The organism is Burkholderia sp. Ac-20365 (genome assembly GCF_017104715.1).
In the GTDB taxonomy this organism is placed as follows: Bacteria; Pseudomonadota; Gammaproteobacteria; order Burkholderiales; family Burkholderiaceae; genus Paraburkholderia.
In genome coordinates, this window is record NZ_JAAGPI010000002.1 from 279,567 (window position 1) to 300,232 (window position 20,666).

General features: G+C 62.5%; 17 protein-coding genes and 1 pseudogene. 5 read left to right on the plus strand and 13 right to left on the minus strand.

Annotated elements, in window-relative coordinates:
- Positions 1-77: 77 nt before the first annotated feature.
- From G3O01_RS04565 to argS, 6 genes are all read right to left on the minus strand, one after another.
- A complete protein-coding gene (locus G3O01_RS04565; RefSeq protein ID WP_205803330.1) occupies positions 78-1,676 on the minus strand; it encodes an ABC transporter substrate-binding protein in 1,599 nt (532 codons plus the stop codon).
- Between the two features lie 232 nt (positions 1,677-1,908).
- A complete protein-coding gene (locus G3O01_RS04570; RefSeq protein WP_205803332.1) occupies positions 1,909-2,721 on the minus strand; it encodes a helical backbone metal receptor in 813 nt (270 codons plus the stop codon).
- A 3-nt stretch (positions 2,722-2,724) separates the two neighbouring features.
- A complete protein-coding gene (locus G3O01_RS04575) occupies positions 2,725-3,495 on the minus strand; it encodes an SDR family oxidoreductase (protein ID WP_205803334.1) in 771 nt (256 codons plus the stop codon).
- A 19-nt stretch (positions 3,496-3,514) separates the two neighbouring features.
- Complete coding sequence (locus tag G3O01_RS04580) at positions 3,515-4,153, minus strand: thiol:disulfide interchange protein DsbA/DsbL (RefSeq protein ID WP_205803336.1); 639 nt, start codon at positions 4,151-4,153, stop codon at positions 3,515-3,517.
- Between the two features lie 151 nt (positions 4,154-4,304).
- Positions 4,305-5,114 carry an SPOR domain-containing protein gene (locus G3O01_RS04585; protein WP_205803338.1) on the minus strand — a complete coding sequence of 270 codons (810 nt, stop codon included), beginning with the start codon at positions 5,112-5,114 and terminating at the stop codon, positions 4,305-4,307.
- A 100-nt stretch (positions 5,115-5,214) separates the two neighbouring features.
- Positions 5,215-6,999 carry an arginine--tRNA ligase gene (gene argS / locus G3O01_RS04590; protein WP_205803339.1) on the minus strand — a complete coding sequence of 595 codons (1,785 nt, stop codon included), beginning with the start codon at positions 6,997-6,999 and terminating at the stop codon, positions 5,215-5,217.
- A gap of 372 nt (positions 7,000-7,371) precedes the next feature.
- On the opposite strand from argS, the gene G3O01_RS04595 reads away from it, so the two are divergent.
- On the plus strand, positions 7,372-7,698 hold the full coding sequence (locus G3O01_RS04595; RefSeq protein ID WP_205803703.1) for a DUF1840 domain-containing protein: 327 nt from the start codon (positions 7,372-7,374) through the stop codon (positions 7,696-7,698).
- A 158-nt stretch (positions 7,699-7,856) separates the two neighbouring features.
- Here the strand turns inward: G3O01_RS04595 and G3O01_RS04600 are convergent, their stop codons facing one another.
- From G3O01_RS04600 to G3O01_RS04630, 7 genes and pseudogenes are all read right to left on the minus strand, one after another.
- The gene (locus G3O01_RS04600) at positions 7,857-8,063 is read right to left on the minus strand and encodes an acid-shock protein (RefSeq protein ID WP_205803340.1); all 207 of its coding nucleotides are present in this window, start codon (positions 8,061-8,063) and stop codon (positions 7,857-7,859) included.
- Between the two features lie 178 nt (positions 8,064-8,241).
- A pseudogene (gene metH / locus G3O01_RS04605) lies at positions 8,242-10,977 on the minus strand (methionine synthase); the annotation flags it as partial.
- Positions 10,978-11,030: 53 nt separating this feature from the next.
- Entirely contained in the window at positions 11,031-12,110 is a 1,080-nt protein-coding gene (locus tag G3O01_RS04610; protein WP_205803349.1) for a homocysteine S-methyltransferase family protein, read from the minus strand.
- A 316-nt stretch (positions 12,111-12,426) separates the two neighbouring features.
- Positions 12,427-12,684 carry a DUF3567 domain-containing protein gene (locus G3O01_RS04615; RefSeq protein ID WP_054929575.1) on the minus strand — a complete coding sequence of 86 codons (258 nt, stop codon included), beginning with the start codon at positions 12,682-12,684 and terminating at the stop codon, positions 12,427-12,429.
- Between the two features lie 117 nt (positions 12,685-12,801).
- Positions 12,802-13,590 (minus strand): 3-oxoadipate enol-lactonase, encoded by a 789-nt coding sequence (gene pcaD / locus G3O01_RS04620; RefSeq protein ID WP_205803351.1) that lies wholly within the window; start codon positions 13,588-13,590, stop codon positions 12,802-12,804.
- Positions 13,591-13,791: 201 nt separating this feature from the next.
- On the minus strand, positions 13,792-15,012 hold the full coding sequence (locus G3O01_RS04625; RefSeq protein ID WP_205803353.1) for a DUF3108 domain-containing protein: 1,221 nt from the start codon (positions 15,010-15,012) through the stop codon (positions 13,792-13,794).
- A 90-nt stretch (positions 15,013-15,102) separates the two neighbouring features.
- Positions 15,103-16,005, minus strand: coding sequence for an IclR family transcriptional regulator (locus tag G3O01_RS04630; RefSeq protein WP_205803354.1), 903 nt, complete (start codon positions 16,003-16,005; stop codon positions 15,103-15,105).
- A gap of 139 nt (positions 16,006-16,144) precedes the next feature.
- On the opposite strand from G3O01_RS04630, the gene G3O01_RS04635 reads away from it, so the two are divergent.
- The 4 genes from G3O01_RS04635 (at position 16,145) to G3O01_RS04650 (ending at position 20,410) form a co-directional block, all read left to right on the plus strand.
- Positions 16,145-17,137 carry a fumarylacetoacetate hydrolase family protein gene (locus G3O01_RS04635; protein ID WP_205803359.1) on the plus strand — a complete coding sequence of 331 codons (993 nt, stop codon included), beginning with the start codon at positions 16,145-16,147 and terminating at the stop codon, positions 17,135-17,137.
- Positions 17,138-17,333: 196 nt separating this feature from the next.
- Positions 17,334-18,533, plus strand: a complete 1,200-nt coding sequence (locus G3O01_RS04640) for an ABC transporter substrate-binding protein (RefSeq protein WP_205803360.1) — start codon at positions 17,334-17,336, stop codon at positions 18,531-18,533.
- An 89-nt stretch (positions 18,534-18,622) separates the two neighbouring features.
- Entirely contained in the window at positions 18,623-19,474 is an 852-nt protein-coding gene (locus tag G3O01_RS04645; RefSeq protein ID WP_205803361.1) for an enoyl-CoA hydratase/isomerase family protein, read from the plus strand.
- Positions 19,475-19,675: 201 nt separating this feature from the next.
- The gene (locus tag G3O01_RS04650; protein WP_205803362.1) at positions 19,676-20,410 is read left to right on the plus strand and encodes a PhaM family polyhydroxyalkanoate granule multifunctional regulatory protein; all 735 of its coding nucleotides are present in this window, start codon (positions 19,676-19,678) and stop codon (positions 20,408-20,410) included.
- Positions 20,411-20,666 lie beyond the last annotated feature (256 nt).

Consider the following 20,666-nt stretch of genomic DNA (forward strand, 5'->3'; position numbering starts at 1 on the left):
TGAGTCGCGCAGAAGATCAAAAGCCCGGCTCGCATTGCGCGAGCCGGGCTTTTTTATAGGCGCTTCGGCAGCAAGGCCTACTGCACCGCCACCGCCCCAAAATTCTGCCGCCCAAACGGACTGACGTGATAACCGCTCACGTTCGTGCGCGTAATGGCTGCCGCAGTCGGATACCCCAACGGAATCCACAGCGCCGCATCGTGGATGATCTGCTGCGCGGCCTCATACGCCTTCGTGCGCTTGCCCTGATCCGCCGTCTCCTTGCCCTGCGCGATCAGCTTGTCGAGTTCCGGATCGCAATACCGCGCGAAGTTGATGCCCGACTTGACCGCATTGCAGCTAAAGAGCGGCGACAGATAGTTATCCGGGTCGCCGTTATCGCCGGCCCAGCCCATGAACAGCGTGTCATGCTGCCCTTGCTTGGCCTGCTTGATCAACTCGCCCCATTCGATCACCTTCACCTCGGCCTTCACGCCGATCTTCGCGAAGTCTGCCTGCAGCATTTCCGCGCCTGCCTTCGGATTCGGATTCAGCACGCTGCCGTTCGGCCGCACCCAGATCGTCGTTTCGAAGCCGTTCGGATAACCCGCTTCGGCGAGCAGCTTCTTCGCCTTCTCGGTATCGTACGGCCACGGCTTGACGGCCTTGTCGTAGCTCCACGTATTCGGCGGATACGGATTGTTGGCCGGCGTCGCGGTGTTGTCGAACACGGCTTTCAGGTACGACGTGCGGTCGAACGCCATGTTCAGCGCGGCGCGCACCTTCTGGTTGTCGAGCGGCTTCTTCTGCGTGTTCAGCGCGACGAACGCCGTCATGAACGCGGGCGTCTGCACCACGTCGAGCGACTTGTCCTTCTTCGCGTCGGCGACATCCTGCGGCTTCGGCGACAGCGCGATCTGGCATTCGCCCGCTTTCACCTTTTGCGCGCGCACGGCGGCATCGGGCGTGATCGCGTAGATCAGGCGGTCGATCTTCGGCTTCGGCCCCCAGTAGGTCGGATTCACGTCATAGCGGATGATCGAATCCTTCGTGTAGCCCTTCAGCACGAACGGGCCGGTGCCGATCGGCTTGGCGTTCAGGTCGACCTGCTTGCCGGCCTTGAGAAGCTGATCCGCGTACTCGGCCGAATAGATCGATGCGAAGCCCATCGTCAGGATCGATACGAACGTGGCGTTCGGCTCGTTCAGCTCGAACTTCACCGTGTTGTCGTCGACCTTCGATACCGATTTGATCAGCTTCACGAGCCCCATCGACTGCGCATGCGGAAAGCCGCTCGCGCCGGCAACCTTGTGCCACGGGTTGTTCTCGTCGAGCATGCGGCTGAACGTGAAGACGACGTCGTCGGCATTCAGCGCACGCGTGGGTTTGAAGTAATCGGTGGTCTGGAACTGCACGTTCGGGCGCAGATGGAACGTGTACGAGAGGCCGTCGGCGCTCACGTCCCACTTGTCGGCCAGCGACGGCACGACTTTCTTCGCCGCTTCGTCGTACGACACGAGCGAATTGAAGATCACATCCGCCGACGCATTGGTCGTGACAAGCGAGTTGTACTGGACGACGTCGAAGCCATCCGGGCTCGATTCCGTGCAGACGGTGAGCGGCTTCGCGACAGCCAGCGCCGGCGCGATAGCGAAGGCCGTGAACGTCGCGGCGGCGGCAAGCAACTTGAAACGCATAAGATCTCCCGGGATTTCGAATTGTTCGTGGCGGGGCGGCGGTGTGCATGTTGCGGCTCACGACGCGCGCTCCGTGCCGGTGCTTTCACGCAAACTGATTCTGATACGGCTTCGATGCTGGCGTCGTGCGTCACGACTCGCCGGCTCTGGCGCAAGCTTATCGAACGCTTACGGCAGCGACAACAATTGAATCCGCATATCCATATGTGTCGGATCCGGCGGCGGATTCTGGCTACCGGCTGGCGTAGTCCACAAGATACGCGATGCCGTCGATCGCGCGCGAGCCGTACCACGACACCATTTCGCCATCGATCAGCTCGATCCGTTTGCCTGCGAGACGTGGATCCAGCGCAAGCGCATCGCAATGCTGCTGCGTGAAGCGATACGGCTCGCTCGGCAGCAGCACGCGGTCAGCCTTGGCGAGCCACACGGCATCGAGATCGAACGAAGGATAACGCGCCGCGCCTGTCTCTCCGCCGCGCACGTCGGGCAGTGTTTGCCAGTTCACGAGGCGCAGCATCGAGGAAATGTAAGTGTCGCGCGCGACGGTCATCAACGGTTCGCGCCAGATTGCGTAAAGCACGTTTTGCAACGGCCATTCTCGCGATGCGCAGGCATCGAGTTGTATCTGGAGCTTCACGCTCAACGCATTCGCTTCATCGTCACGATCGAAAATCGCGCCGAGCAGCGCGTATAACGAGAAGTTGTCGCGAGGCTCCAGCGGATGCGTGACGACCACATGCGGCACGAACGCCCGCAACTGCTCGACCGTTTCGCGCTCGTTTTCGTCGATATTGACGATCACGTGCGTCGGTTGCAGCGCGCGTATGGCGTCGATTTTCACAGCCTTGGTGCCGCCGACTTTCGGCACGACGCGCACCTTGTCGCGCGGATGCACGCAAAAACCGGTGCGCCCGACGATCTGCGCGTCCAGCTTCAAGACAAAGAGAAGTTCGGTGATGCTCGGCACCAGCGACACGATGCGCGCGCCGCGTTCCGCTTTCGCGTGCTCGATACCAGCTGCATCGACGGCACGCGTGGGCATGATCTACTGCGCGGCGCGAGGCTTGCGCGGCGCTTTTTCGAACACGGCGTCGTAGAGCCAGCGAGGCGCGACGTGCAGCAGCATGGCGACGAGGCGCATCTGCCACGGGAAGACAGCGAAGCGCTTCTTGCGCGTGATCGCCTCGGCGACCTTCGCGGCGAAGCGGTCTGCGTCCATCAGGAAGGGCATCGTGTACGGGTTGTGCGCCGTCATCGGCGTGCGGATATAGCCCGGCGCGATCGTCACGACCGATACGCCAAGCGGCCGCATTTCGACCCGCAACGCTTCCAGATACTTCGTCGCCGCCGATTTCGACGCGCTGTACGCGCCCGATCCCGGAAGCCCGCGCACGCCTGCGACGCTCGCCACGCCGACCAGCGCGCCCTTGCGCGCGGCGATCATCGCCTGCGCGAACGGCTCGAAGGTGGCGACCATGCCGAAGTAGTTGACGTCCATTACGTCGCGGAACGTCTGCAGATCGCCGTGGCCCGTGACGGCGCCGCGACTGATGCCCGCGTTCGCGATCACGATGTCGGGGCAGCCGTATTCGGCGATGAACTGCTGCGCGGCCTGCGCGAGCGCGTCCGCGTCCCGTACGTCGACGGAATACACGGAGATGGTGTTCTGGGGATGGGACTGCTGGAAGGCGGCGAGCGCTTCACCGCGACGGGCGACGAGGCCGAGAATCGCGCCGCGCCGCGCATATTCGGCGGCGAGCGCTTCACCAATGCCACTCGACGCGCCGGTGATGAAAACCTTCAGGGGTGAACTCATGCGGCGCGTACGAGCTGATTTACATCTTCTTGGCGCGAATCTGCGCGACCAGGTAATCGAGAACCTGGATCGTGCCCGGCAGGCTGTCGGTCTGTGCCGGGCCCGTTTCGTACTTGCCTTGCACCGCGAGTGTCGGCACGCCGTCGATCTTGAAGTCTTCGATCAGCTTCTTGTCGCGCTGGATCGCGCTTTGCGTCGAGAACGAGTTGTACGCGTCCATGAACTTCTTCGGATCGACGCCCTTCGTCTTGAGGAATTTGGCCTGGTCTTCCGGCGTCAGCAGATAGTTCTTGTTGACGTGGATCTCGTGGAAGATGTCCGGCGTGAGCTGATTGGCGAGGCCGAGCGCGTCGACTGCGTGGTAGAGCTTCGAGTGCGGGATGAAGTCGTCGCGGAACGCAACGGGCACGCGCTTGAACACGACGTCCGGGCCCTGCTTCTTGATCCACGCTTCCAGGTACGGGTCGAACTCGTTGCAGTGCGGGCAGCCGTACCACATGAACTCGATGACTTCGATCTTGCCGGCAGGCGCTTCGACGGGCTGCGGCGTGGACAGGACGGTGTAGTCCTTGCCGGCGACGGGCGCAGCGGGCGACGCTTGCGCCGCGCTTGCGACGAGACCAATCGAGAGGAAAAGAATGCTGAGCAGTTTTTTCATGTCTTGTGAACCCAATCAGGGAGAGTAACGGTGGCCGGCTTGTTGCACGCCGCGTCCGCTACGGATTCGACGGCAGGCTGCCGCACCTGAGACTCGCGCCGCACACTGGAGGTTCAGCGGCGGCGCGTGACAACGCATTACGAAATGTGAATCACTGCTTGGTGAAGCGGATCACGGCGGTATCGACGCCCGCATCCGACAGACGCTGACGCGTCGTATTCATGTCCTCGAACTTCGAGAACGGGCCGATCCGCACGCGATAGTACGTCACACCGCTCGCATCGCGCTGCGTAACCTTCGATTCGAAACCCTGGAAGGCGAGGCGGGCGCGCTGCTGTTCGGCGTCGGCGGCCGTCTTGTAGGCGCCGACTTGAAGCAGATAGCCGGTGTTCGCGTCGTTGGCGGCGGGCGGGGTGCCGTTCGCGTTCGGCGTCGAGCCGGCCTTGGGCGGCTGTTGCGGCGTGTTGTTCGCGGTCGTGATGGGCGCGCTGGTCGGGGTCGGTGCCTTCTTCGGCGGGATCAGCGCGGTAGCCGTGCCGTTGTTCGCGCCGTTATTCGAACCAGCGCCGTTGTCCTGCGCGGGCTTCGGCGCAACCGCGACGCCGTTGTTCGACGGTGGCACTTCGACGATCTGCGGCTCGTCGAGCATGCCCGAGGTCTGCGACTGGTTCGTGGTCTGGCCCGGCGCGGTATTGGGCGGCGCGGGTTGCGCGGCTTGCGGCACCGGCTGGCCGGGGCTCTTGCCTTGCAATGGACGGTTCGGGTCGTATTGCGGCTGGCTTGCGCCGCTATCGGATGCGGCGGGCGGCGCGACCTTCGCGACGAACGGCGTAGGTGCGCGCGTGATGTAGAGCGCCACCACCACCGCGATGGCCAGGCCGACGATCAGGCCCAGCACGATACCGAGAAAAGTGCCCCCGGTTTGTTTCGACTGCTTTGTAGTGCGGCGTGGTTTTGCCATCGTCTAATTCACCTGCAAAAGGAAATCTGGAATGACCGTCGATTATAGCGACGGTCATTCACGTATCGTCCCAATTAAGTTCAATTAAACCGCGCGGAGATTACATTTTTGCGGGTGCCGATACGCCGATCACGGCAAGGCCGTTCGCCAGCACCTGGCGCGTCGCGGCGAGCAGCGCGATGCGCGCATTGCGCGGCGCTTCGTCGTCGACCAGAACGCGTTCGGCATTGTAGAACGAGTGAAATTCACCCGCGAGGTCGCGCAGATAGAACGCAACCGCGTGCGGCGCGAGCTCGTCGGCGGCGTGCGTCAGCATGTCCGGGAACTCGGCGAGCTTTTGCAGCAGCGCCATTGCGCGCTCGCTGTCGAGCGGCGCGAGGCTCACCGACGGCAGCACGGCTTCGTCGGCGCCGTAGCGCGACTTCCATTCGTTGATCACCGAGCAGATACGCGCGTGCGCGTACTGGACGTAGTACACCGGGTTCTCGTCGTTCTGCTTGAGCGCGAGATCGACGTCGAATACGAATTCCGTGTCGGCCTTGCGCGAGATCAGGAAGAAGCGCACCGCGTCGCGGCCGCGGCGGATCGTTTCTTCATCGAGCAGATCCGGCGACACTTCCTGGCCCGCCTGCGCGCCGCCTGACCATTCGATCAGATCGCGCACCGTCACGTAGCTGCCCGCGCGCTTCGAGATCTTCACTTCCTGGCCGTCGCGCATCACGGTGACCATCTTGTGCAGCACGTAGTCGGGATAGCCCTTCGGAATGCCGATGCCCAGGCCCTGCAGGCCGGCGCGCACGCGCGCGATCGTGCCGTGGTGGTCCGAGCCCTGGACATTGATGACCTTGGTGAAGCCGCGCTCCCATTTGGTCTCGTGATACGCGACGTCCGGCACGAAGTACGTGTAGGTGCCGTCGGACTTGCGCATCACGCGGTCCTTGTCGTCGCCGTCGTCGGTGGTGCGCAGCCACAGCGCGCCTTCCTGCTCGTAGGTTTTGCCGGCCGCGATCAGTTCGTTCACGGTCTTCTCGACGCGGCCTTCCGAGTACAGCGACGATTCGAGGTAGTACTGGTCGAATTTCACGCCGAACGCCTGCAGGTCCATATCCTGCTCATGACGCAGATAGGCGACGGCAAAACGGCGGATCGCTTCGAGGTCTTCGACGTCGCCGGTGCCCTTGACGGGCTCGCCGTCGCTGGCCGACACGGTTTCGCCGTTCAGGTAGTCGCGCGCGATATCGGCGATGTACTCACCGTTGTACGCGGCTTCCGGCCAGCCGGCGTCGCCCGGCTTCAGGCCGCGGGCGCGCGCCTGCGTCGAGATGGCGAGGTTGCCGATCTGCACGCCGGCGTCGTTGTAGTAGAACTCGCGATGCACACCGTAGCCTTGCGACGCGAGCACGTTAGACATCGCATCGCCGAGCGCGGCCTGGCGGCCGTGGCCGACGTGCAGCGGGCCCGTCGGGTTGGCCGACACGAACTCGACCAGCACGCGCTTGCCGGCTTCGCGCTGCGAGCGGCCGAAGGTTTCGCGCTGCTCGAACACGGCAGCGATAACGGCCTGTTTGGAAGCCGCCGACAGGCGCAGGTTGATGAAGCCCGGACCGGCCACTTCGGCGCTCTCGACGAGGCCTTGCGCGAGCGGATGCGCGCCCAGTGCGTCGACGATCTGCTGTGCGAGCTGGCGCGGATTGGCGCGCAGCGGCTTGGCGAGCTGCATCGCGACGTTGCAGGCGACGTCGCCGTGCGCGGCGACCTTGGGTCGCTCGAGCGTGATGGCGGGCGCGACGAACGCGGCTTCGGATTCGCCTTGAGTGGCCTTGGCGACCTGCTTGACGACGTCGGTCAGCAGGGTTTCGAGAGTGTGTTTGTGTGCAGGCAGCATGCTTGTTGCAAGTCCAGTGAGGCAGTCCGATGAAGCGGGGCAGCGCCGTGAACGGCGTGGTGCATAACCGTCGACGGCGTGGAAAGTGCTTGCGCGCCCGATGCGCGGCCGTGGTTGCGTGGCGACCGTCCAGATCACGCGCGGCTGCGATGCAGCGCAGCGTGACCGGGCGTACGGCAGCGAGCTTTTTCCGTCAATGTCGGATTTTAGCAGGTGCTAATATGTCCAATGAGATGCCCAGCAAGGGCCGTGGCCGCCGGCCTGCCGTTCGACGGCGGGCCGGTGCGTCAACGGAACCGTGCGGCGGGTTGTCGCGAGCGTCATGCGGCTGGCCGCGCGCGAAGTCAACATAACGAAAAGGGAACCGTCATCATGCTGATTACTTTCAAGTGCCGCTCCGCTCCGGATGTGGTGATGCTGGAGAATCTTGCCCAATATCTGCTGGGCATCATCGGCAAGCGGCTCGGCGAACGCGGCGTGATCAATCACGACGAACTGGGCGTGGCGATCTCCAAGCTGGAGGCGGCTATCGTCACCGACAAGCAGGAGCGCGCCGAGCATGAAGGCCACTTCCACGAAAACGAGGAAGGCCACGAACATCACGAAATCCCCATCGGCCTCGCGCAACGGGCGTTTCCGTTCCTCGACATGCTGCGCGCGGCGCAGAAGGAAAATACGGATATCGTCTGGGGTCTTTGAGGCGAGCCACCTGGGTTCGTCGAGCGGCGTCAGATTGGCATTGCCGCTGCCTTAAAGGCGGCGCGCGTCGCATCGGTTCGTTCCGGATCGACGCGTGACGTCCAGAAGCAGAAAAGCCCGTCGTTCGACGGGCTTTTTTGTTTGCGGAGTCACGAGCCTTACTGGCTTGCCCCTTGCGGCGCGGTCGCGGGAGCGGACGCACCGTTCTTCGTCTTCTTCTTTTTCGGCTTCTTCACGTGTTTGACGGTGGGCGGCGAGTACGAACTCACCGCGCTCGATCCACCCGGCGCCGCGGGTTGGGCCTCGGCGAGCGGCGCCATCGCGGCAATCGATAACGCGATCAACATCAGCGTCAGCTTCTTCATACGATTTTTCTCCGTTGACGGTTGCAAGTCGTTGAGCCGACGCGTTTTTTCTCGTCGCGTCTGGCAGGTCGGCAGGTAAAGCCCGTTCAGTCTACAAAGCCGAAAATATTCGCTGTGCTTTCAGCTGAAAATATTCAGCCTATGGCTGGCGATATAGTCCTGCCGCCCGCACAGCCGCTTACAGCAGCGGCGCGAGCGCCCGCTCGGCATCCGCCTTCGACAGCGACATGCGTTGTGCGTAGTCCTCGAGCTGATCCTGGCCAATCTTGCCGACCGAGAAGTACGTGCTGTCGGGATGCGCGAGATAGAAGCCGGACACGCTCGCAGCGGGCAGCATCGCGAGCGATTCGGTCACGCTCATGCCGATTTCGTTCGCCTGCAGCACGTCGAACATGTCGCGCTTGACGAGGTGATCCGGGCACGCCGGATAGCCGGGCGCCGGACGGATACCGCGATACTTCTCGCCGATCAGATCGTCGTTCGACAGGCTTTCGTCCGTTGCATAGCCCCACAGATCGCGGCGCACGCGCGCGTGCATCGCTTCGGCGAATGCTTCGGCGAAACGATCGGCGAGCGCCTTCAGCATGATCGCGCTGTAGTCGTCGTGATCCTGCTCGAACTGCTTTTCCTTCACGTCGACGCCCAAGCCCGCCGTCACCGCAAACATGCCGATGTAGTCGGCCACGCCCGAATCCTTCGGGGCGATGAAGTCGGCGAGCGACCGGTTCGGGCGCATCACGCCGTCCACCACGGGACGCACGCTTTGCTGGCGCACGTTGCGCCACGTCATCGCGACTTCGCTGCGCGAGTCGTCCTTGTAGATTTCGATGTCGTCGTCGTTGACGGTGTTGGCGGGCAGCAGCGCGATCACGCCGTTCGCCGTCAGCCAGCGGCCCTGAATCAGGCGCGCGAGCATCGACTTGCCGTCCGAGAACACGCGCCGCGCCGATTCGCCGACGATTTCATCATTGAGAATGGCCGGATACGGACCGGCGAGATCCCACGTCTGGAAGAACGGACCCCAGTCGATATAGTTCGCGAGTTCGTTCAGATCGTAGTTCTTGAACACGCGGCGGCCAATGAACTTCGGCTTCACCGGCTGGTACGCGCTCCAGTCGACCTTTGTCTTGTTCGCGCGCGCTTCGGCGATCGTCACGAGCGGCAGCGCCTTCTTGTTCGCGTGCTGATCGCGGATGCGGTCGTAGTCGGACTTGAGTTCGTCGAGATACTTCGCCGCGCCTTCGTCGGACAACAGGTTCGATGCGACCGATACCGAACGCGACGCATCCGGCACGTAGACGACAGGGCCTTCGTAATTCGGCGCGATCTTCACGGCCGTATGCACGCGCGAGGTCGTCGCGCCGCCGATCAGCAGCGGAATCTTCTTCACGCGGAAGTAGTCGTCGCGCTGCATTTCCGACGCGACGTAAGCCATTTCTTCGAGCGACGGCGTAATCAGACCCGACAGCCCGATGATGTCCGCGCCTTCGACTTTCGCCTTCGCGAGAATCTCGTTGCAAGGGACCATCACGCCCATGTTGACCACTTCGAAGTTATTGCACTGAAGCACGACGGAAACGATGTTCTTGCCGATATCGTGCACGTCGCCCTTCACGGTCGCGATGACGATCTTGCCTTTCGCGCGCACGTCGCCACCTGCTTCGGCGAGCAGACGTTTTTCTTCTTCGATGAACGGAATCAGGTGCGCGACAGCCTGCTTCATCACGCGCGCCGACTTCACGACTTGCGGCAGGAACATCTTGCCCTGACCGAACAGGTCGCCGACGATATTCATGCCGTCCATCAGCGGACCTTCGATCACGTTGATCGGCCGGCCGCCGTCACCCATGATCTTCGCGCGCGCTTCTTCCGTATCTTCGACGATGAAGTTCGTGATGCCGTGCACGAGCGCATGCGCAAGACGTTTCTCGACCGGCTGGTTGCGCCACTCGAGGTTCTCTTCTTTCTTCGCTGCGCCCGTCTTGAACTTGTCGGCGATTTCGAGCAGGCGGTCGGTGCCGTCTTCACGGCGATTCAGCACGACATCTTCGACGCGATCGCGTAGTTCCGCATCGAGATCCGCGTACACGCCGAGCTGACCGGCGTTGACGATGCCCATGTCCATGCCCGCCTGGATCGCGTGATACAGGAACACGGTGTGGATTGCCTCGCGCACCGGGTCGTTGCCGCGGAACGAGAACGACACGTTCGACACGCCGCCGCTCACCTTTGCATACGGCAGGTTCTGCTTGATCCAGCGCGTCGCTTCAATGAAGTCGACGGCGTAGTTGTTGTGCTCTTCGATACCCGTCGCGATCGCGAAGATGTTCGGATCGAAGATGATGTCTTCCGGCGGAAAGCCGACTTCGTTCACGAGAAAATCGTATGAACGCTTGCAGATTTCCGTCTTGCGTTTGAAGGTGTCGGCCTGACCTTGCTCGTCGAACGCCATGACGACGGCGGCGGCGCCATAGCGGCGAATCAGGTTCGCGTGATGACGGAACGCGGCTTCGCCTTCCTTCAGCGAGATCGAATTGACGATTGCCTTGCCTTGCACGCACTTCAGGCCCGCTTCGATCACGTCCCACTTTGACGAGTCGATCATGATCGGCACACGCGCGATATCCGGCTCCGACGCGATCAGATTCATGAAGCGCACCATCGCCGCTTTCGAATCGAGCATCGCTTCGTCCATGTTGACGTCGATGACCTGTGCGCCGTTTTCGACCTGCTGGCGCGCGACGGCCAGCGCTTCGTCGAACTGGCCGTTCAGGATCATCCGCGCGAAGGCCTTCGAACCCGTCACGTTGGTCCGTTCGCCAACGTTGATGAAGAGCGTCCCCGAAGTGACGTTGAACGGCTCGAGGCCGGAAAGGCGCATCGTGTGATCGGTCATGGTTGGTGTGCGTGTTTCGTCAGTGCGTCAATGCGTCGATGTTTGCGTGCGGGCAACGTGCTGTCAGTGCTTCAGGCTGCGTCGCGATACTGGCTCGGCCACTTGCGCGGCTTCACGTCGTTCAGCGCCTTCGCGATAGCGGCAATGTGCTCCGGCGTCGTGCCGCAGCAGCCGCCCGCGATGTTCACGAGACCGGCTTGCGCGAATTCCTTCAACAGGCCGGATGTATCGGCGGGCAGTTCGTCGAAGCCGGTATCGCTCATCGGATTCGGCAGACCGGCGTTCGGATAGCACGACACATACGTGTCGCACAGTTTCGCCAGCTCGGCGATGTACGGGCGCATCAGCGCCGCGCCCAATGCGCAGTTCAGGCCGAACGTGAGCGGTTTCGCGTGACGCAGCGAATTCCAGAACGCTTCGACCGTCTGGCCCGACAGAATGCGGCCCGATGCGTCCGTCACCGTGCCCGAGATCATGATGGGCAGGCGTTCGCCCGTGTCTTCGAATAGTTCGTCGAGTGCGAAGAGGGCTGCTTTGGCGTTCAGCGTGTCGAAGATCGTTTCGACGAGGAACAGGTCCGCGCCGCCTTCCATCAATGCCTTTGCCTGCTCGTAGTACGCGGTGCGCAGTTCGTCGAAGGTGACGTTGCGTGCGCCCGGATCGTTGACGTCGGGCGAAATGCTCGCGGTTTTCGGCGTCGGTCCGATTGCGCCCGCGACGAAGCGCGGCTTGTCGGGCGTCGAATACTTGTCGCACGCGGCGCGCGCAAGTTTCGCCGACTCGAGGTTCATCTCGACGGCGAGCTCTTCCATGCCGTAGTCGGCCTGCGCGACGGTCGTCGCGCCGAACGTGTTGGTTTCGATGATGTCCGCGCCCGCCGCGAGATATTGCTCGTGAATCTCGCTGATGATCTGCGGCTGCGTGATAGACAGCAGTTCGTTGTTGCCCTTGATGTCGCGTGCATAGTCCTTGAAGCGCTCGCCACGATAGGCGGCTTCGTCGAGCTTGTAGCGCTGGATCATCGTGCCCATCGCGCCGTCCAGGATCAGGATGCGCGATTCGAGCAACGCGGGCAGATTCGCGCCGCGCGTGTAGGCGGCGCGGGCGGCTGTCGGGGCGGGCTGGGTCTTGGTCTGATCGGGCTGGTTCATGGTCTGATCTGGCTCGTGCCGGACGGGCCGGCTTTTTTCAGGAAACTCAATATTGTAGCCGCATGGCCGCGGGCGCGCCGGGCGCAGGCGGCGTGCGCGGGTCGCGGCGCGACGGTTGCGGGGAAATGTAGCGCAGTGTGTATTTCTTTCGCGGCTTGCGCAGCGGGCGCAAGGATGCTGCTCAGCGTTTCGCGCCGGAATTTCCCGCAAATGCGCCACGCCGGCCGTGTACCAGCCGTTTAAAACGAAAAACCCCGCCCGGCGCGAGGCCGGACGGGGTCGATTGGACGTGTCGCCTGGGGATGGCGCGTGTCGGTCAGTGAAGAATGACCGGCTGGTTCATCAGGCTGTCGAACTGGCCGAGAAATTCATCCACTTCGTCTAGCGTCGGTTCGTCTTCGATCAGCTTCTGCACGTGTTCGCGAAAACTGGCTGCCATCGCACCGTCGATGTATATCTCGCGTTGCGTATTCTTGTCGACGATCTCATACCCGCCGGAAAGCATCGAGACATGGCCGTCTTGCGGCGGGAACTCGACAACACAATAGTTGGGGCTGTTGTAGATCATTTGCATGGCGACACTCCTTATTTCCGATGGCTCCGGGCCAGTGTTGCACCGTAGATGGAGCCCTTGGTTTGGAATTCAAGGGGTGGGTCCGGCCTGACGCTTTGAATTCTCCGGACCTATCGGTTAGACCCGTTTTTGCAGAAACGATTCCAGCAAAGCAGTGAAGCGTTGCGACTGTTCGATCGGTGCGAGGTGAGCTGCGTCCAGCAACTCGAACTGCGCGTTCCGGATGGCATTCGCAATTTCGTGTGTATCAGCAGGTGGCGTGCCTGCATCGTGGCGTCCAGCCACAACAAGAGTGGGAAGAGCAACTTCATTCAGTCTACTGCGCACATCGAAATCGCGCAGCGCAATGCACGCTTGCGCGTAACCTTCAGACGAAGTGCTTGCAAATACCTCCTGAATCTGTTCGACGACCTCAGGATGCGCGGTGCGAAAACCCGCCGTCAGCCAGCGTTCCATCGTCGCCTGCGCGAGCGCCGCGACGCCGTCATTGCGCGATTTCGCTGCGCGCTGCTCCCAGACTGCGTGACCGCCAGACGGCGTGGCGGCATGCGTGTCGGCGAGCGTCAAGGTTTCGATGCGCGCCGGGTTATCCAGTGTGAACTGTTGCGCGATCATGCCGCCCATCGACATTCCGACAATATGCGTCTTCTGCACGCCAAGCGCATCTAAAAGGGCGAGCAGATCCTGCGACAAATCTGCAACACTGAACTGCCTGTCTGATACGGCTGTTTGACCATGACCGCGCACGTCGTAACGCAAGACGGTGTAGTCGTCACGGAAATAGCCTGCGAGCTGATCCCAGATCGACAGATCGCCGCCAAGCTGATGAATGAAAGTCAGCCAGGGACCGCCTCCTTCGTTACTCAAAACATAGCGCGTATCGAGGCCGTTCACATTGATTTGCATGCGTGCTCCGTTAGTGATGCCGCATTGAAAGAACGAACGATTCAACCGTTCATGCAATTCAGTTCATCGGATTCGCATGAATCGCCAACGCAATCCGTGCGATTCGTAGTGCGATTCGCTAAGGCATCAGAAGTTTCTTGATGCACAGCGTGTGTCGTCTCGGTTTCACAGTGTCCTCTTTTGCGAAGGACAATCATCGCTTTAGGGCTTTTCGGGCCCTGCGCCGGGATCGGTGACGGAAGGTTGGGGCGGTGTCGACGTGTCGTCGGTGGAAGAGGTGTTGCCGTTCGCGTCGGGCGGCGCGATCTTGCCGCGCCAGACGAGTTCGATCTGCGTGCCGTTCGGCTCGGTTTGCACGAGACGCGCGGGCAGCCAGCCGAGCGACGGCGCGAGCCAAACATCGATGCGCCGGCGGTCGCCTTCGCGGCGCGGCAGTCGCATGAAATGGCGTGCTTCGATGATGCCCTGATCGGTGCGCACGCTTTCGTCGCCGATGGTTTCGATCGGCCAGATTTCGCCGCTGTCGTTGTCGGTGACGAAGAACTGGCGCGTGACGCCCGGTTGATACGCGTCGGGATCGCCGCGCACCAGACTGGCGAGTTGCATCACCATGCTGAAGCGGTCTTGCGCGCCGTCTTGCAGCGGCAGCGTATTCGGCGTGCGTGTGAAACCGATCTGTTTCGTGTCGCGATGAAACGAGGTGACGTCTTCGCCGCGCCGGCCGCGTTTTTCGATGTACTGATCAGGTGCAAGGCCGAATGCATCGACATGTCCGTGGCTCGAATAGCTGAACGTGCCGATGAACGGCAGGGGCACCGACACGACCATGTCGTACGAGTGACCGTCGCTCGACCAGTGGATCGTGCCGGGCTGGTTGCGCACGCCGTTGTAGAACGTGTCGTACTGCAACTCGCCCGATGGCGGCACTGAAAACTTTACGCCGGGCGTTGCATGCGCTGCGTTGCCCTGGCCGGCAGCATTGGAAGCGGAATTGGCAGTTCCCGTTGCGGACGACGCAACGTTCGCCGTCGATGCGGCCGAAGCTTCGTCAGGCGCGCTCGCCGTTTCAGTTGCGGGTGCTGTCTTAACAGGCTTTGTGGCGGGTCGCGTGGCCGTTAACACATGCTCGCTTCGCGGTCGCGCCGTCGGCTTCGGCGCGGCAGGCGCCGCCTTCGCAGGCGGCTGCGAAACGGCTGCCTGTGTTTCGATGCGCTCAGGTTTCAGCAGCGCGACTTGCACAGGAACATGTTCGGGCGACATCGGCTTGAAGGTATCGCGATGCCGTTCGAACCATTGTGCCGCGATGAAATGCACGCCAACGACCGCAATCAGCACACCCGTCCAGCGCAAGCGCGACGAGCGGCGCTGCGCAGCGGCCAGACTAGCCGGCGTGACGGAAGGGACAGCGGTTGGAGACGACATCGAAAGAGGCAATATCCTGAAGGCGAAACGCAAGGCTATGCGCGTTTGGACACCGTTCGACCGCGCTTTGCTGTCATGCGTTCCGCGCGCTCATCGTGGCGTCGGACTATACCCGAGTTCATACGACAGCTTCTGCGCGCATTCGCGCAGCGCGGTGTCGACTTCGCCGCCCCACGCGATATCGAACGCGCCTTCGTGGCCGAGTGCGATCAGGCCGAGCGCGAGATCCCCATTCGAATCGAACACGGGCATGCAGAACGCGTGAATGGTCGGCAGCAGCATGCCTTCGACGCGCGCCGCACCATGTGCGCGTACGTCTTCAAGCGCGCGTTCGACATCGTCGGGTGTGCGCGGACTGTTGGCTGCGGCCCAACGCTGTGTTTCCGCGAGTTCGCGCTCGATCTTCGCCGCCGTCTTGCTGCGCGGCAGATACGCGGCAAACAGCAGACCCGTTGCGGAACTGAGCATCGGCATCACATCGCCGAGCTTGAGCGACGCTTTTGCCGGGTAGCTCGATTCCATCCAGTGCACGACGGTAGGCCCCTGATTGCCCCACACGGCGATGCCCACCGTCATGTCGAGCCGTTCGCGCAATTCGGCTAGCGCAATGCGCGCGAGCTTCACGCCGTCGACGCGCGCAAGCCGCGCCAATCCCAGTTGCAGTGCAAAGCCACCAAGCTCGTATCGGCCTGTCAGCGGATCCTGCGCGACGACGCCCAGCCGCTGAAAACTGACCAGATAGCGGTGCGCCTTCGCCGGACTCATGCCCGCGCGCTGTGCGAGATCGCGCAACATCATCGCGCGCGGCTCGTGCGTGAGCACGTCGAGCAGACGGAACCCGACTTCGATCGACTGGATGCCCGAGCGCAGTTTTTCTTCGCCGCCGTCGTGGTCGCCGTCTTGCTGATCGACGGCATCGTCGTCAGCGGAATCGAGCGTTTCGGCGGATTCGGCGTCTTTGCGGATCGAGCTTGAGCGGGCGGTCGGCGGCATAAGTGAGACGGTTGAACGGTGAGCTTTGAGGCGAGGCGAATGGCGCGGACATCGTTTGCAACGAGCATCCGCTTTGGCCGCGCCGATTCACCATCGTAGAATAGATTCCTCTTATCGTCATCCACACGCTTTCTCCGCCATGAAACTTGCCTCGCTGAAGGACGGCACGCGCGACGGTCAATTGATCGTCGTTTCCCGCGACCTGCACACGGCCGCCGTCGCCGACGCCATCGCGCCGACGATGCAGCGCGTCCTCGACGACTGGACGTTCTACGCGCCGCAACTGCGCGACCTGTACGACGAACTGAATCAGGGCCGCGCCCGCAACACCTTTTCGTTCGACGCAAGGGAATGCATGGCGCCGCTGCCGCGCGCATTCCAGTGGGCCGACGGCTCCGCGTACGTGAACCACGTCGAACTGGTGCGCCGCGCGCGCGGCGCGGAAATGCCGCCCGAGTTCTGGACCGATCCGCTGATGTACCAGGGCGGCAGCGACGACTTTATCGGGCCGAAAGACGACGTCGTGTGCGCATCGGAACAGTTCGGCATCGACTTCGAGGCGGAAGTCGCCGTCATCACGGGCGACGTCGAAATGGGCGTGAAGCCCGAGCAGGCGTTGAAAAGCATTCGCCTCGTCACGCTCGTTAACGACGTGTCGCTGCGCAATCTGATTCCCGCCGAACTCGCCAAAGGCTTCGGCTTTTTCCAGAGCAAGCCGGCGACGTCGTTCGCGCCTGTTGCCGTCACGCTCGACGAACTCGGCGATGCATGGCGCGAAGGCCGCGTGCATCGTCCGATGATCGTGCATTGGAACGGCAAGAAAGTCGGCCAGCCGGATGCGGGCACCGACATGGTGTTCCACTTCGGCCAGCTGATCGCGCATGCAGCGAAGACGCGCAATCTGCGTGCGGGCGCGATTGTCGGTTCGGGCACGGTGTCGAACAAGGACGCCAGGCGCGGCTACTGCTGTATCGCCGAAAAGCGCTGCCTGGAGACGATCGAGCACGGCAGCGCACAGACTGAATTCATGAAGTTCGGCGATACCGTGAAGATCGAAATGTTCGACGAAGCGGGCAAGTCGATTTTCGGTTCGATCGATCAGGCTATCGCGCCGCTCGAAGGCGAGCGTTGATGTTGTAGCGGCGTGAGGCATGCGGTGTCGGCGAACCGAAAGGGTTTCGCCCGATGCCGATAGCGCCACACGCGCCGCTACACTGACGCTCGCGCGAGGCCATCGTGTCTCGCTCGCCGATCCGCGAACAAGAAGACAAGCGGACGGCAAAGTCGCAACGCATCGCAGAAGCACAATAAACCACATGGAGACAAGCATGCCGCGATACGGGTCGTTTGCGTTTTCAACCTTGCGTGCGCGCGTGTCTGGCGTGTCTAAACGGCACACGCTCGCCGCTGCACTTTCTCTTCTGCCAGGATTCGCGCTCGCGCAGGTGAAGATCGGCCTCGTGCTGTCGTTGACGGGACCGGCTGCATCGCTCGGCATTCCCGCGCGCGATACGGTATCGCTCTTTCCCAAAGAGATCGCCGGACAGAAGGTCGAATACATCGTGCTCGACGATGCATCCGACACGACGCAAGCCGTGCAGAACACGAAGAAGCTGATCTCCGAAAATCACGTCGATGCCATCATCGGTTCGTCGATCACGCCGAACTCGCTGGCGATGATCGATGTCGTCGCCGAAGGTGAAACGCCGGCTATTTCGCTGGCGTCGTCGGCGAAGATCATCGAGCCTGTCGATGCCAAACGTCACTGGATGTTCAAGACGCCGCAAACCGACGCGATGATGGCCTCCGCGATCACGGAGCACGCGAGCCAGCACGGCGTGAAGACGATCGCGTACATCGGCCAGGCGGATGCGCTCGGCGAAACGTTCTATGCGGAAGTCGCCAAGTTCGCGCAGATTCACCACATCAACGTGGTGGCCAACGAGCGCTTCAATCGCACCGATCCGAGCGTCACCGGACAGATCCTGAAGATCATGGCGGCGAATCCGGATGCCGTTGTCGTGGGCGCAGCGGGCACGCCTGCCGCGCTGCCGCCGAAGACGCTGATCGGCCGAGGCTACAAGGGCAAGATCTATCACAACCACGGCGTCGGCAATAACGATTTCCTGCGCGTGTGCGGCGCGGACTGCAATGGCACGTTCCTGCCTGCGAGCCCGGTGCTGGTCGCGTCGCAACTGCCTTCGGACTATGCTTCAAAGCGACTCGCGCTCGACTACATCGGGCGCTTCGAGAAGCTGCGCGGGCCCGGCAGCGTGTCGGCGTTCGGCTCTTATGCATGGGACGCGAGCATGCTGCTGGACAACGCGGTTCCGATTGCGCTGAAATCGGCTGCGCCCGGCACGGTCGAATTTCGCCGCGCGCTGCGCGATGCGCTCGAAGCAACCAAAGGACTCGCCGACACGAACGGCGTCGTCAACATGAGCGCGACCGATCACCTCGGCCTCGATCAGCGCGCGCGCGTGATGGTCGAAATCAGCAACGGCAAGTGGGTGTATCAGCCGCGCTAGACGACGTGTGTTGCGTGGCGCAGCGTCGGCTGCGTCGCGCGCATGATGTGTGATTCGACGCCGACGCGTCGCTCTTACGGATGCCTGCCATGTCTCACGAATCGGAATCGCAAACGGTCGAACCTGCGTTTTACGCGCATTACAGGTCGCTGCGCGTGCGGCGTCATGCGCACGGCATCCTCGAAATCGTGATGAGCGGCGAAGGCACGAACCGCAGCGCGCTCGCCACCGCGGACGCGAGCATGCATCGCGAACTCGCCGATATCTGGCGCGACGTCGATCGCGATCCGGAAACGCGCGTCGTGGTGATCCGCGGCGAAGGCAAGGGCTTTTCGGCGGGCGGCGATCTCGGTCTGGTCGAAGAGATGGCGAACGATTTCGACGTGCGCACACGCGTATGGCGCGAGGCGCGCGATCTCGTCTACAACGTGATCAACTGCAGCAAGCCGATTGTCTCGGCGATGCATGGGCCGGCCGTCGGCGCGGGGCTCGTCGCGGGGCTGCTCGCCGATATTTCGATCGCGACGAAGTCGGCGCGCATTATCGACGGACATACGCGGCTTGGCGTCGCGGCGGGCGATCACGCGGCGATCGTGTGGCCGCTGTTGTGCGGCATGGCGAAGGCGAAGTACTACCTGATGCTGTGCGAGCCGGTCAGCGGCGAAGAGGCGGAGCGCATCGGCCTCGTGTCGCTCGCCGTCGACGACAACGACTTGCTGCCGAAGACCTTCGAAGTCGCGCGCAAGCTCGCGCACGGTTCGCAAACGGCGATCCGCTGGACCAAGTACGCGCTCAACAACTGGCTGCGTTCGGCAGGACCGACTTTCGATACGTCGCTGGCGCTCGAATTCATGGGCTTTGCGGGCCCGGACGTGAAGGAAGGCGTGGCATCGCTGCGCGAGCGGCGCGCGCCGGATTTCCCCGGCAAGGAGCCGTTCTGAAGGCTTGCGCGTGACGAAGGCGGACGCAAAACCGTCACGTCATCAGGCGCACGATGGTTGCATCAGCGAAAGCGGCGCACTGCGAAAAATTCACGCGGTATGATCGAGCCGCGAACGTCGAACGCCGCTTCGTGCGGTGTATCGAACGATAACGAGCGAACAACAGACGCGTAAGCCAGAACCGAACACAGGAGCTCAGCAATGACCGACAACACAGGCTCGACGCCGCCTTTCCCCGGATTTCCCGGCTTTCCACCCGCCGAAATGCTCGACCGCATGTGGGGCATGATGCGCCTGACGCCGTTCGGCGCGGCGTTCCCGGGCGCTCCTGCGGGCGCGACGCAGGGCTTCGGACCGTCGCTGTCGATGATGTCCGACATGATGGCGCCGCTCACGAACGTCGAAGAACTCGACAAGCGCATCACCGATATGCGCGCCGTCGAGCAATGGCTCAAGCTCAATCTGAACATGCTGCAGTCGGCGATCCAGGCGCTCGAAGTGCAGCGCGCGACGCTCGCTACGCTGCGTGCGTTCGGCGCATTCGCGCAGCAGACGATGACGCAGCCTGCACCCGAAGTGCCGCCGAGACAGCCGGAACCGAAGGCTGCCGCAAGTGAACCGGAAGCCGAAGCCGGCGACTCGACGCCGCCCGCATTCGACGCGTCCGGCTGGTGGAATCTGCTGCAGGCGCAGTTCAACCAGATCGCGCAGTTTGCGATGGCGCAGCCGGCGGCCACGACGGCGACGGGTGCATCGGAAGCGGGTGCGGGCATCGAGCCGAGCGATCTCGAGACCGACGACGAGCCCGAGCCCGATGCGGAAAGCACGGCGCAAGCGAAGTCCGACGAACCACCGCGCCCGGCGGCAAAGCGTGCAGCGAGCGCCAAACGGGCAAGTGGGCCATCCGCGAAGAAGACTTCGTCGACGTCCGAATGAACGCCTGATGTGCGACAAATGCGCGCGCGGCCGCCGCAACGGCCGGCGCGCTGCCTGCCAGCGCAGAACCGGCGTTTTGCTAGCACATTCGTTTGACACCATGCGGGCAATGCGGGCCCGCGTTGTTTTACGTCAATGACAAAGCGGGTTTCATCGGCCTGGAAATGAGGCGCATCAGGGCCGCATGCTATTATTGTGTAAGCTTTTTCTGGCCCGCGGACGCTTGCGAACATTGCCAGATTCGCTCTTTTAGCCG

Bases quoted from the DNA above. Each gene is read 5' to 3' on its own strand.
- G3O01_RS04565 (WP_205803330.1), bottom strand. From the start codon at position 1,676: ATGCGTTTCAAGTTGCTTGCCGCCGCCGCGACGTTCACGGCCTTCGCT.
- G3O01_RS04570 (WP_205803332.1), bottom strand. From the start codon at position 2,721: ATGCCCACGCGTGCCGTCGATGCAGCTGGTATCGAGCACGCGAAAGCG.
- G3O01_RS04575 (WP_205803334.1), bottom strand. From the start codon at position 3,495: ATGAGTTCACCCCTGAAGGTTTTCATCACCGGCGCGTCGAGTGGCATT.
- G3O01_RS04580 (WP_205803336.1), bottom strand. From the start codon at position 4,153: ATGAAAAAACTGCTCAGCATTCTTTTCCTCTCGATTGGTCTCGTCGCA.
- G3O01_RS04585 (WP_205803338.1), bottom strand. From the start codon at position 5,114: ATGGCAAAACCACGCCGCACTACAAAGCAGTCGAAACAAACCGGGGGC.
- argS (WP_205803339.1), bottom strand. From the start codon at position 6,999: ATGCTGCCTGCACACAAACACACTCTCGAAACCCTGCTGACCGACGTC.
- G3O01_RS04595 (WP_205803703.1), top strand. From the start codon at position 7,372: ATGCTGATTACTTTCAAGTGCCGCTCCGCTCCGGATGTGGTGATGCTG.
- G3O01_RS04600 (WP_205803340.1), bottom strand. From the start codon at position 8,063: ATGAAGAAGCTGACGCTGATGTTGATCGCGTTATCGATTGCCGCGATG.
- G3O01_RS04610 (WP_205803349.1), bottom strand. From the start codon at position 12,110: ATGAACCAGCCCGATCAGACCAAGACCCAGCCCGCCCCGACAGCCGCC.
- G3O01_RS04615 (WP_054929575.1), bottom strand. From the start codon at position 12,684: ATGCAAATGATCTACAACAGCCCCAACTATTGTGTTGTCGAGTTCCCG.
- pcaD (WP_205803351.1), bottom strand. From the start codon at position 13,590: ATGCAAATCAATGTGAACGGCCTCGATACGCGCTATGTTTTGAGTAAC.
- G3O01_RS04625 (WP_205803353.1), bottom strand. From the start codon at position 15,012: ATGTCGTCTCCAACCGCTGTCCCTTCCGTCACGCCGGCTAGTCTGGCC.
- G3O01_RS04630 (WP_205803354.1), bottom strand. From the start codon at position 16,005: ATGCCGCCGACCGCCCGCTCAAGCTCGATCCGCAAAGACGCCGAATCC.
- G3O01_RS04635 (WP_205803359.1), top strand. From the start codon at position 16,145: ATGAAACTTGCCTCGCTGAAGGACGGCACGCGCGACGGTCAATTGATC.
- G3O01_RS04640 (WP_205803360.1), top strand. From the start codon at position 17,334: ATGCCGCGATACGGGTCGTTTGCGTTTTCAACCTTGCGTGCGCGCGTG.
- G3O01_RS04645 (WP_205803361.1), top strand. From the start codon at position 18,623: ATGTCTCACGAATCGGAATCGCAAACGGTCGAACCTGCGTTTTACGCG.
- G3O01_RS04650 (WP_205803362.1), top strand. From the start codon at position 19,676: ATGACCGACAACACAGGCTCGACGCCGCCTTTCCCCGGATTTCCCGGC.